The 12,702-nt window shown below is 31.1% G+C and carries 11 protein-coding genes; all 11 read left to right on the top strand.

Translation table 11 applies throughout. The features are described from left to right. Window positions 1-136 precede the first annotated feature (136 nt). Window positions 137-1,159: a hypothetical protein gene (locus tag ADH90_RS01505; protein WP_049498828.1), complete on the top strand. Its 1,023-nt coding sequence runs from the start codon at window positions 137-139 to the stop codon at window positions 1,157-1,159. Continuing rightward, complete coding sequence (locus ADH90_RS01510) at window positions 1,146-2,636, top strand: LA2681 family HEPN domain-containing protein (RefSeq protein WP_049422417.1); 1,491 nt, start codon at window positions 1,146-1,148, stop codon at window positions 2,634-2,636. The genes ADH90_RS01505 and ADH90_RS01510 overlap by 14 nt, the downstream gene beginning before the upstream one ends. 375 nt (window positions 2,637-3,011) lie before the next feature. Further along, the gene (locus tag ADH90_RS01515; RefSeq protein WP_049422424.1) at window positions 3,012-3,629 is read left to right on the top strand and encodes a TetR/AcrR family transcriptional regulator; all 618 of its coding nucleotides are present in this window, start codon (window positions 3,012-3,014) and stop codon (window positions 3,627-3,629) included. 108 nt (window positions 3,630-3,737) lie between these two features. Then, a complete protein-coding gene (locus ADH90_RS01520; protein ID WP_002890485.1) occupies window positions 3,738-4,448 on the top strand; it encodes an ABC transporter ATP-binding protein in 711 nt (236 codons plus the stop codon). Further along, window positions 4,441-6,000 (top strand): putative ABC transporter permease subunit, encoded by a 1,560-nt coding sequence (locus ADH90_RS01525; RefSeq protein ID WP_049422427.1) that lies wholly within the window; start codon window positions 4,441-4,443, stop codon window positions 5,998-6,000. Before ADH90_RS01520 ends, ADH90_RS01525 begins: the two co-directional genes overlap by 8 nt. Window positions 6,001-6,018: 18 nt before the next feature. Further along, a complete protein-coding gene (locus tag ADH90_RS01530) occupies window positions 6,019-6,240 on the top strand; it encodes a DUF1648 domain-containing protein (RefSeq protein ID WP_049422429.1) in 222 nt (73 codons plus the stop codon). Beyond that, on the top strand, window positions 6,237-6,578 hold the full coding sequence (locus ADH90_RS01535; protein WP_006154125.1) for a GntR family transcriptional regulator: 342 nt from the start codon (window positions 6,237-6,239) through the stop codon (window positions 6,576-6,578). The genes ADH90_RS01530 and ADH90_RS01535 overlap by 4 nt, the downstream gene beginning before the upstream one ends. Window positions 6,579-7,200: 622 nt before the next feature. Next, a complete protein-coding gene (locus ADH90_RS01540; protein WP_049498827.1) occupies window positions 7,201-8,469 on the top strand; it encodes a site-specific integrase in 1,269 nt (422 codons plus the stop codon). A gap of 3 nt (window positions 8,470-8,472) precedes the next feature. After that, window positions 8,473-10,323 (top strand): hypothetical protein, encoded by a 1,851-nt coding sequence (locus tag ADH90_RS01545; RefSeq protein WP_049498826.1) that lies wholly within the window; start codon window positions 8,473-8,475, stop codon window positions 10,321-10,323. Next, on the top strand, window positions 10,320-11,990 hold the full coding sequence (locus ADH90_RS01550) for a hypothetical protein (RefSeq protein WP_049498825.1): 1,671 nt from the start codon (window positions 10,320-10,322) through the stop codon (window positions 11,988-11,990). The genes ADH90_RS01545 and ADH90_RS01550 overlap by 4 nt, the downstream gene beginning before the upstream one ends. Continuing rightward, window positions 11,983-12,696 (top strand): hypothetical protein, encoded by a 714-nt coding sequence (locus tag ADH90_RS01555; RefSeq protein WP_006151858.1) that lies wholly within the window; start codon window positions 11,983-11,985, stop codon window positions 12,694-12,696. The genes ADH90_RS01550 and ADH90_RS01555 overlap by 8 nt, the downstream gene beginning before the upstream one ends. Window positions 12,697-12,702: the final 6 nt, after the last annotated feature.

Consider the following 12,702-nt stretch of genomic DNA (forward strand, 5'->3'; position numbering starts at 1 on the left):
AAGTAACAGTAGAAGGAGTGACGGTTCAATTGTGCATTTTATTTAAAATATTTATGGCTATAATAATAGTATTTGAAGCATAGATAAAGTAGATACAGTGGTATAATAGTGTCAAAAGACTTTCAGGAGAAATGAGATGAGATCGCATACAGTTATTCTAGGCGCTGGTGCTACTATTGCAGCAATTCCAGATGGTGATAAAAATGGGAAAAGCTCTTCAGTTATGAATGGATTGCTAAAAAAACTTAATTTAGAAGAAATTCTTGCCGGTGTTGAATTACAGACAAAGAGCGAAAATTTGGAAGATATCTATTCAGAATTATTTGAGAGAGAAGAGTGCTCTGAAATAGTTAGGAAGCTAGAAGAAAGACTCTATGATTATTTTGCTTCGTTGGAGTTACCTGATGAACCAACAATTTATGATCTTTTAATATTAAGTTTAACTAATAAAGATTGCATAGCTACGTTTAATTGGGACCCTTTACTTATACAAGCTTATGTTCGCTGTTCAAAAATTACTCTGAACCTGCCACAAATTCTTTGTTTACATGGGAATGTAGCTGTCGGTTTTTGTGAAGAACATACTGAGTATGGAACAGTAGATTACTATTGCCCAACATGTTATAAAAATTTAAATCCAACAAAATTATTGTATCCCGTAAAAAACAAAGACTATTCTTCCGATGGATACATAAATTGGTGTTGGAAAGCATTAGATTACTTTGTCGATCATTCATATATGTTAACTATTTTTGGATACAGTGCTCCTAAGAGCGATGTAGATGCTGTTAATTTAATGAAAAAAGCATGGGGAAATATTGAAGACCGACCACTTGAAGAAGTTTCCGTAATAGATATTATAGACGAAGAGACTATGCTAAATACATGGAAAGACTTTATTCATAGCCATCATTATAGGTATTCAAATTCATTTTTTGATTCTTACTTAGCAAAATTTCCAAGAAGAACTTGTGAAACCGTATTTGCAACATTTTCATTAAATGTTCCTTCTGATGGTAGTATAGGATTTAAAGAGAATTTTAATTGGGACATGATAAAAGAGTTTTTATCTGATATGTTAGTTGAAGAACAGGAAAATAAAGGAAAATCAAATTTAAAATCGAAATATTTAGTTTGGGGTGAAGATGTTAACAAATAATCCAATTAATCATAGTGTACTTAAATTGTCAATGGATTTCGATAATGCTTTTAAACATAAAAATATAAAGGAAATCCATAGACTAATAGAATTTGGAAAAAATATGGAAAACACTATTGATGATATTTCCAAAATTCAATTATTTTATTCTATTGGGACAGCATACGCTGATATATTTGAACTAAGTGATAACTTAGTTTTCAACATAGATACCGATTTTACAGTTCAACAAATTTATTACTTTAGAAAAGCTATAGAAATTTCAAATAAAGTTGATATAAATTCTGAGAACAGTAGGTTTGTTTTCCCATTATTATGTTCACTTTACACTAATTACGCAAATTTATTAGATGCTTGTGGTAGAAAGCAGTTAGCTATTAAGATGTATTGTAAATGTATACAAATCAATCCAAGATTCACAATGGCTAGTGGTAACTTAGCTATTTGTCTAGATCATTATCGTAATTTTTTGAATGATAACGAACACCTCCACTTTATTAAAAAAATTAAAAATTTAATAGAAACAAGCATAACTGTTTCAGATCCAAACAGAGTTGATTATGCAGAAAAGCGATTTATTGAACTTTACGAACAATATCTTGATTATAAAGATATAGATGAATGTTCTTGTAAAACAATCGATTATAATCCTAATTCACAAAAGTATCGTGAATGGTGTTGGAACAACGGGCTGTATCTTAATCCACTTAATGACTTACAAGCTGACGATATAAATAGATATGATGATAATCTTTTACTACCAAGTTTATTATTTCAATCGGATAAAGATTTAAACAAATATATTTCTATGTTTAATCAAATTAAGCAAGAATATGTTTATGCCCGTTATCTCTGTTTTAATAGCATTGAGAGTGATTCGGTTCATTATGCTGACGAGAATGTTGATCTTATTGATTGTCTAGACTACGTACAATACTCTATCCGAGTTGAAGGATTAAAAGCATCTTTTAAAACACTATATTCATTATTAGATAAAGTAGCTATGTTTATAAATGAATATTATTCTTTAAAAATTGAAACTCGAAAAGTAAATTTCCATTCAATTTGGAGATCAAATAGTGATTTAAATAAAATGTTGGATAAGAATATTGGTCTGTCATCTATATTTTGGATAGAGAAAGATTTTGATAATGGTGATAATTCTTTAACAGCTAATCCAAACTCAAAGCGATTGAAAATTATTAGAAATTATTTAGAGCATAGATTTACTAATATAACATTGAATATTTTTAATGGAAGTGAAGATAATGAAGATAATAATGAAACCAGACTGTATCTAACTGAATCTGAACTTCAAGAGTTTGCATTAGATTTATTAAATCTTGTAAGAGAAGTTATTTTTTCACTCAAAAATGCCATTCAAATAAGTGAAAATGAAAAACAATCTACTCTAAGCAGTGAAGTTGCTTTAATTCCGATAAATTATGAAGAAGTAGATTTGGAAGATAAATTATAGCATTGAGCATACAATTTATAGTCGTTATAAAAAGCAATAGTCTAAATTCATTTAACTAATCGACTTAACTAGAGTTAAACCATTGATAAAACTGAATTAGAAGGATAAAGTACACTCATTAAGCAGTGTACTTTATTTTTGTTTTGTACATTATTTGTTGATTGCTTAATCAATACTACATCTCTATCAGTCAATTCAGACTCCATTTAGTCCTCTAAAACCCATGTTGAGGCAGCATCACTGCTTGTACGAGCTTAGAAAAAATGTTAACGAAAAAGCCTTAGTGTCAAGGTTTTTTTGGTATCCTCAAAAAGGTAATTTTATAATTGACAATTTGTCAGTAGAGTAGTATAATTTATAAGCAGGAGGAATAAAATGCGAGATGTAAAAGATCCGGAAATTCGACGGGCTGAGATTATGGACGCTGCTATGCTCCTCTTTATGGAGAAAGGATATGCGAACACAACAACTCAGGATATAGTCGATAAGGTAAATATATCACGAGGTTTGCTATACTATCACTTTAAGAATAAAGAAGATATTCTGTATTGTCTCGTGGAACGTTATTCAGAGAAATTATTGAGTGTTATTCACGTGATTGTCTATGATGATGACAAAACTGCTATTGAAAAAATAAGAGCCTTTATAGATGCCACAATAATCTCTACAGATAACGTTTCAGCGGAAGGAACTGAGTTACAAAAGACGGTTGATCTTGAAGAAAATCGTTATATGTTAGATAAGTTATCTCATAAGCTCATTGAAAAACTGACTATATATTTTGAGAGGATAATAAATCAAGGCATCTCAGAAAAAGTATTTTCTGTAAAATATCCATCAGAAACAGCAGAATTTCTGATGACAGCCTATGTTTTTGTTTCAAATAACATAGGTATAAAAACTTCAAAGAAAGAAACTGTCAAAGATTACTTGAATGCATTTAAGATAATGCTGGAACAAAATCTAAATACAAAAGGACTCTTTAGCAATTAAAAAAGATAGAATGTTTGTAAAGAGAACTATGTACCGATAGCTAAATCAAAACAAGCTATCGGTATTATTTCAAAATATGACTGACAAATTGTCAATAGAGGTGAAAATATGTTAGAGATAAAGAATTTTAGTAAAAGTTATGGGGACAAGAAGGTTGTGGATAACCTATCTATTTCAGTACAGCCTGGAGATATTTATGGTTTTATTGGAGCAAATGGTGCAGGCAAAACGACAACGATAAAGGCAGTTGTCGGTATCCATGATTTTGAAGACGGAAGTATAATTATCAACGGTCATTCTATTAAAGAAGAACCTGTTATTTGTAAAAAAATGATGGCGTATATCCCAGATAATCCAGATTTGTATGAACATATGACAGGACTTCAATATATTAATTTTATTGCTGACTTGTTTGAAATTCCTACAAAAATACGCAAGGAGAGAATACAAAAATACGGTGATTTATTTGATATGACTGATCATCTTTCGGGGATAATTTCTTCATATTCACATGGAATGAAGCAACGAACAGCCATTATTTCTGCACTTGTACATTCTCCCAAACTGTTGATTTTAGATGAACCTTTTGTTGGGCTAGATCCCAAAGCAACTTTCCTACTAAAGAAAATTATGCATGAGTGTGTTTCAGATGGAGGTGCTATTTTCTTTTCAACCCATGTATTGGATGTTGCGGAAAAATTATGTAATAAGATTGCCATTATCAAAAATGGAAAGTTAATTGCAAGTGGCAATACAGGAGACGTCAAAGGTGATGAATCATTGGAGGCATTTTTCATGGAGGTGCAGAACAATGAGTAACATTTGGATACTGCTTAAAGCGCAATTGATTAATTTCTTTCCTATTAACGTGATTAGAGATTCACGAAATAAAAAACAAAGTTCAATGGCTATTGCGAGTTTTGGCATAATAACTCTTTCCTTATTTTGCTTTGTTTATAATATAATAACAGCGAAAACATTGGTACACGTCGGACAGCAGAACTTGATTCCAGCATATATGGTCTCTGTCTCAAGTTTTTCAATATTATTTTTGACAGTATTTTATTCGAATGGCATTTTATTTGGCAGTCGAGATATGGAAATTCTCCAATCCTTACCTGTTAAAAGTTCGTATATTATCACCAGCAAGTTCATGTTTATGTACTTATTGAATTTTTTAATAGGCTTGATGTTTATGCTTCCGGGTGGAATTATATGGGGCTTGAACGGAAGTTTAAACCTCCTACAGATTATATTGTATTTTACTTCTATAATTTTTGCCCCTTTGATCCCCATGTGTATAGCGGCATGCATGGGACTCGTTATTGTTGTCGCTTCATCTTTTTTTAAAAGAAAAAATGTTATCTCTCTTATTTTTTCATTTGCGATGCTAGGTATAATTGGATATTTTGCATTATCAGCTTTGCAATCAGGTGATGAAAGTAGTATTGGGGTTACTCTGGCTAAGCAAATTACTGGACTGTATCCAATTTCTAGACTATTTATGTCATACTACAATTTTCCAATGTACTATGGGATGGGATTTTATATAGTTCTTTCAATAGTCGTCTTTTATCTATTTGTCAAAATCGCTTCGTTGAAGTATGGACTACTTAATACACTTGCCAATACAAAATCAAGTTATGCTAATGACAAAGTATCTTATGAAAGAAAATCGGTATTTTTTTCCTTGTATCAAAAAGAGCTTGGACGATTTTTAAGTTCTTATATGGCAGTCTTGAATGCTGGGCTTGGAGTGATTCTTTTATGTGTCTTTAGTATATGTTTCCTGTTTAATTCTGTAGGTCAAATAGGAAATTCTGCAGGAATTGAAAATATAAATGAGTATCTTTCAAACTTAGCTCCCGTCTTTATTGCATCTATGCTTTCACTCAGTTGTCCAGCAGCTTCATCTATATCTTTAGAAGGTAAAAATATTTGGATTTTGAAAAGTTCTCCAGTTGAAGTGAAAACGATTTTAAATGCTAAGATAGCTGTCAACCTTACACTTCATTTGATTGGATATATGATTTCTGTATCTGTATTTATGCTGAAACTTGATATGAATCCTATTCAAGTTATGAATCTAGTTATTGTTCCTATATGTTACTCCCTTTTTATAATGGTAATCGGAATTTCATTAAATAAAAAATATCCTAACTATGATTGGGACAGTGAGATGATAGTTGTCAAACAAAGTCTTCCTGTTATTGTAACTGGAATTATTAGTATGATTACGCTTATTACGCCTATTTTGCTTAATTGGTTTTTTAATCTTCCGATTATATTTGTTTTGCAAGCAGTATCAGTAATTTTACTGGCTATTTCGTTTAGAGTTTATATAAAAATGACCAAGTTAAATTTTATCTAGTTAAAGGAGGAAAATAAGATGAAAAATAGACTGTTAAAAGATATTTTGGTTTTGTTGGGAATGATGGTCATCATAGTCATTATTTGTGGGTTTCTCCCTGAGACAGTTCCTATTCATTTCAATGCAAAAGGAGTAGCAGATATGTTTGCAAATAAATACTATCTTCTACTAGCTACAGTAATCCCCTATTCCGCATATTGGAAGTTTGTTAGGGAAAGTGATAATAAAAAGATTAAATGAAACACCATCTATATTTACAAATTGCATCAAAATTAAGAACGAAGATTTTAAGAGGTGATTATGCACCTGAACAACAAATTCCTTCAATAAGGAAATTAGCAGAAAACGAGAAGTGTAATCCGGCAACTGTCCAAAAAGCAATGAAAGTTCTTGAAGAACAGAATTTGGTTACTAGCTGTGGAACATTAGGATATTTTGTCATAGCAAGCGAGCAAGAAATAAAAGAGATAAGATATCAAGAATCTAACAAGCTAGTTAAAATTTTGTTTGAAAAACTTGGTGAGCTAGGCTTTTCAGAAGATGAGATTGTCAATTTAATTTTTAGAAAAGATGCTTAGAAGAAATTGAATGGAAATTTATTAGGATTATTTGTGAAAGTATAGAAAAGCCTTGATTTTAAGGCTTTTTTCATTTTCCAATAAATAACTTGACATTATTAGTTACTTTTACTTCTTCAAGTAATTCTGAGGAATAGACGACAACTTTAAAATCAAATAAGCTAAAAACGCTCTAAAATCATTAAATTGACATAAAAGTGTTTTTTATTGTCAAAATATACAATTGAAAAAATTTCCAGTTTTTTTAAAATCACTTTCTCAGATGACAATTTAATCAAAATATGATATAATACAGAAAAAGTAAAAATAACAAAAGTAACTTACAGAAGTAAAATAACAAAAGTAAATAGATAGCCACGGCGGATATTCCTTTCATTGTTTAGAAGGATTTGCTGTGGTTATCGTTGTTGCTGAGCTAATTAATTGCTCTTATTACTTAGATGAAGTTACTTTTATTATTGAATTAATTTAAATAATAATAACGATCAATGAAAGTAATCATCGATATTCCCTTTATGCAGTTAGAGCACAAAGGAAAATGGTACTGACTTGATCGTTTTTTTGTGTATTGACATTATAAAACACAGTCAGAACCTTCAGTCATAATAAACAAGGAGGTAGCATGAGATTTGTTGTATATAAACATTCGCTGATTCTAGGTGATAATAATATCGTTACAAAGCAATTGATTGCACTCAAACATGATGATGGTACATTACAATTCACTGATTTTCATAGATATGTAAAATCTACCGCAAAAATTAAGTCTATCTCAGACGATGGAAACAAACGTTTTTCATACGTTGTTAAGTTTCTAAATTTTATATTTGGTACTTCTGGACTTAAAAGTATAGATCAACTTACACTTGAAATGGTTAGAGAATTTTTTACGCTTTATGGATTATCTCAGTTACCAGGAGATAGAGGAAAAAGAAAGAAAAGCACCGTTGAAAAATGCGTAAATGCAGTTCTTGACTTCTTAACTCTTTATTTAAGTGAGCGAGAGGGAAAGGCTAAGTTAAAAGCAGAAGAATTGTATGCTACGACAACTTTTACGAATAGTAGAGGACGGGTTATAAAGCGTAAAGAACCAAATTTTGAAATATACGTAGATGATAGCAACACTGAGAAAGCTATTTTTCGTGATATGCCAAATAGTGCTTTTGAGATGTTATTTTCTCACATAGCACACTATCATAAAGATCTACTCATGGTTGTGGCCTTGGGAGCCTTTGTTGGCTTAAGACCATCAGAAGCATGCAATGTAAGACGTGAAGATAGTCCTCTAGGGCCAGGTATTTTGTTTCACCAAAGTGATGGGCAAGTATTTAAGATTGAGATCGATCTACGAAAAGAAATACCTCTCCGAAGCGATTTAAAGCCAACTGGACGGATTAAAAAGGAAAGACTTCAAGCAGTACCTTATATCTTTCTGGAGGTCTTTTTAGACACTTATAATGACTATATGACTTATCTGGAAGGTAAGAAGTATGAGAAGGATTATGGACCTTTAAATCTTAACAGACGAGGAAAAGCATTATCATACGATGTATACTATCAACGATTTCGTAAGATTATTCGCGACGAAATGATCCCAATCTTCTTAAAATCTGATGATGCAGAGGTTGTCTTTTTTGGGCAGCTTTTGCAGGAGAATAATATTTCCCCACATATTTTCAGACACTGGTACACGACACAGTTAGTATTATCTGGGGTTTCTGAAATCAGTGAGCTTATGTCAGCAAGAGGTGATAAATCACCTGAGAGTGCTTGGGTTTATCTACAAAACAAAGGAGAAATCGCAAAACAATATGGTCAAGTTAATAATGGTGTTTTTGACTATATGAATTGGCGAGCAAATGAACTTTTTGGTGATAAGTTAGAAAGGTAATGTATGACTTATTCAATTAAATCTTTAATCGAAAATCTGTTAAGTGAACTCGGAAAAAACGATACACAGTATAAAGGAAAAATTAGTCAGTTTTTAGTTGATAACAATTGGTTTAATATAGAGATTGATTTGGATAACTATTCCATCTCAGATAAAGATGCTCAATTATTAATAGAAAAAATAACCAATTATCTTCTTGGACCAACTGGTTTAGCAGGAATTCAGCCTATATTTAAACAAAAATTCCCATTAACTTACAAATATTTTCAGCAATACTCAGAAGATAGCAACTTATCTAAGGAAAACATGTTTTATGTTCAAGATTTTCTTGCTTTTTATCTTAAAAGAGATTTATTTCTCTGTAATGATAATGAGATTGAATTGTTGGTTGAAGAAGCAGTATATGCACTTGAAAAGCAAAAAGGCGAAGTTTTTATTGATTTTTTAAAGTGGTTAATGAATAAAACGAGATGTAACTATCACAAAAGATATGAATTTACACCTCGATACACATTAGAACAGGAGACTAACGCTTATGAGTTAGACGAATATTTAGAATTACTGTATTTTCTTTTTAATGACAATTACATTAGAAAAGAAGATATGCTTTATAAAGCAGCAATCTCAAAAGACTACGCAGATACCTGGCTATTTCTAGCACTTCATTTTATATGTGCGCTACGTGGAACAGATTTAGAACAACTTGGACATCCACAACTTCCTAGAACACCGAAAGAAGTTCTAAAATCAGTTAGAAGTGGTAATTGGAGTAGCAGTGAGGCAAGAAGAACTCTTTTAAGTATTACAACTCGTTTAACTTATTTAAATATTACTCCAAACAAAACAAAGCGAACTAAAAATATTAGTCAGATTAAATTTCAGGTCCCTGAGAGTTGTCAGGTATTGATTGGAACGTTGTTGGCTATCTGTGAAGCTCATTATCAGTTGAATAAAGATAATAATGATGAACCTTTAATTCGACAAATAAAAGAATATAAACGAATTAGTCGATATATGGGGAAAGAAATTGGAGACTTATTTCTTGAAAGGAATTTTAGTTCTAGATCTGCAAATAAATCCTATCTTCAAACTGTTGCCATGTTAGCAGATGATGTTTTGCAAGAAAAATCTGAGTTAAATATTAAAGGCTATTTTTTAGCCGCATTAGCCCGTAGCCATAAAGGTTCATTCGATGAATTTGCACAAACTACAACAACGTACCTAAAAGATGCCCAACTAAGCCAGCTTAAACCAGAAATGGTTGCGAGAGAACTATTTGAACGAGGTGTTTTATCTATGATTCCATCAATGATCCTGACGATTGTAACTAGAGGAAAGTATAAAGAATTAAGTCCTAGTCAACAGACTCAGATGATTAAACAGTTAGATTTGACACCAAATGAGATTGAAAAAACATTGGCTTTAAGCATTCAGGCAGAAGTGAAATCGCAAAAGGCATTAAAGATTTTGGTAGAAGAAGAAGCAGAGCCTAATCAACTTCTTACTATTTGTCATCGTATAGGAAACGGTGAAGCCTTCTCAAAACAAGGTGAAAGCATGTGTCTTTTATCTGCGCTTGGAAAGATTTGTCCATATGACGATAGGCAACATTGCATCGGTTGTCATTATGAATTACAAACGAAATCTACTTTATTGTTATTAGTAGGAGAATTCAATCGTTTGAACAAACAATACTCTAGAGTTCGAACTGATTTAGAAAAAGGTAAAATTCGGAGTATTTTAGAAGAACAAATAAAACCTTGTTTAACTGAAATGTTGCAAGCTTTATGCGAGCAATATGGAGATGACGTGTTACATGATTACGAAGAAATAATAAAGGAGTTAATAAATTGAACAATCAAGCTAAACTTTTTAAAATTGAAAATTATTTTGAAACTTTTGACCGTGATTGTGTTCTGCGAGCAAAAGAAGTTTTCGATGACTATTTTGATAAAGGAATTATTCTAAGTTACGATTTTGATCATAAGAAATGGGAAACTACAAATGAATATGCCAATATTAGCCTATTTTTTAACATTTCTGAATTTCAATATAGGAGATTTTATCAATCAATTTTTCAGTTGCCTTATAAGGAATTTATCGATTACTTAAAAAGTTTTATTGTTTTCTCAATGAAACAACATGTTTTAAAAACTTTACAGCTATTTCTAATGGATATTAAACAAATTATTAAAAATACAACCAAAGATACGTTTTTAGATTTAGAAAATATTTCTGTAAAATTTCCTGGTTTATGTATTGACTTTTTCTCAAATCTTCCCTGTTCAGATGATAGTCAACTAAATCAACTATTGGAGCAATTAGATAATAAATTAACTATCAACCTTCAAAAAAAGCAGAGGTCAAAACAGCAAAGACAATTAGCGCAATTTCAATCCTATTTTACTTTTAATGACATTTTAAATGATTATTGGTCTCAAACATTATCTAAGAAAGAACGTCTATTTTATTATCCATTGTATCTCTGGTGGCAGATTACAGCAATTTTACCTTTAAGGCCAAGAGAATTTCTTTTAATACAAAGAAACTGTTTAACCGAGAAAGATGGAAAATATTTTCTTACATTAAGGAGAAATATAATCAAAGGAAGGGATCGACTTGTTGCACATAAAATTTCTGAAGATTATACTTTGAATACTTATGAAATTACTAATTCATTAGCTTCTGAAATAAAGACTTACCTCAAACTTACGGAAAATGATAATTCTACTAAATTAGATACATTATTTGTGACTGATCCTCATTATAACCGTTGGGGTCGTCGAACAGGTGTTAATAACCGATTTTTAACTTACACTAATCTCAATACTATTTTGAGGTATTTTTTTAATGAGATTATTTCTCAAAAATACGGTTATCAAGTTAATTATTTTAGTTTTCCAGCTAGATTAGATGAAAACGAGATTAATTTGATTCATATTGGGGATACGAGACACATTGCAATGATCAATTTAATTGCAGAAGGGGCTAGTCCTGTTACAGCTATGCTTTTAGCTGGTCATGAAGATGTGACAACTTCATCTCACTATTTTTCAAATTTAAGCCAATTTATTGAATGTCGTAGTTATCAAATGTATCGTAAACTAACGAGTAAGAATACGAATTACACCATAAGTAAGAGACAGCCATTTTATACAGCACAAGGACAATACATCACTTTAGAAAATAAAGGACGGTGTTACTCACCCCGCTTTGCGAAAGGTGATTATTCAGATTGTCTGAAAGTTATTAGTGAGCATGCAGAACTAGGTGCTTGTACGAGCTGCCCTTTTTACCGTAAAGCAGGTAAAGATTATTTTTCAATGGATAAAACATTTAAAAAGTCAGTTGATGAAAAAGCTATGGTTGTAGATGAAGCGATTAGAAAAGTTAGGCAAGGGAAAGGTCATATTGAAGATATTGGAGAAGCTTTGTTGAAATTAAAAACAGTTAGCAATACCTATCAAGATTACTTAAATGCTAAACAACTATCTTTAGAGGAGAATAAGTCTAATGGCTAGAAAGAAATCAATTTCTGATGATGAATTGATTCATTTGTTTGAACAGTATTTAATTTCCCAGTGTTCCTGTGATTTAAGCTTGGTAAAAATCCCTCGGTTTGGTGACTATGTTAGGAATAATGGCTATCAAAATGTTGCGGATACAACCATTAGACGTAATAAAAGATTCAGGGATTTTTTAAAAGAAAGTGAAATTAAATACCAAGATGAAAATTATGAAGCTGTAATTACTTATAAGACCATAGATCCTGACAATTTTATGGCAAAAAATCGTGCTCCAGGTGCTATGAAAAGAGCATTGGTAGAAATTAGCCAATACTACAAGAAAATAGCAAACATTGCGGCCAGCTATAAACAAGAAGCAGATAAGTTACGTAGTTTAAATTCTGAACTACAGTCAACTAATGAAGATTTAAAACAGAAGCTACAAAGAGAAAATGAGTTAAGTGATGAGAATCAAAAACTATTACAAATAATCAAAACAAGTGTCTATCCAGAAATTGCGAATGAGCTTTTAAAAGAAGAAGGATTGTTAAAATATTCTCAAAAGGTTATCAGTGAGGATTTCCTAGCAGACAATATCATCACCGCTGATTCAGAAATAGATTTTCATTCTGGTGGTCTTATTGAACAAGAAAATCCTCAAAAATCAACTAAAGTGGTTTCTATTAAAAACTTACTAGACAGCAAAACTAATTATAAATGAGGAAAG

The organism is Streptococcus pseudopneumoniae (assembly GCF_001073085.1).
GTDB lineage: Bacteria > Bacillota > Bacilli > Lactobacillales > Streptococcaceae > Streptococcus > Streptococcus pseudopneumoniae_M.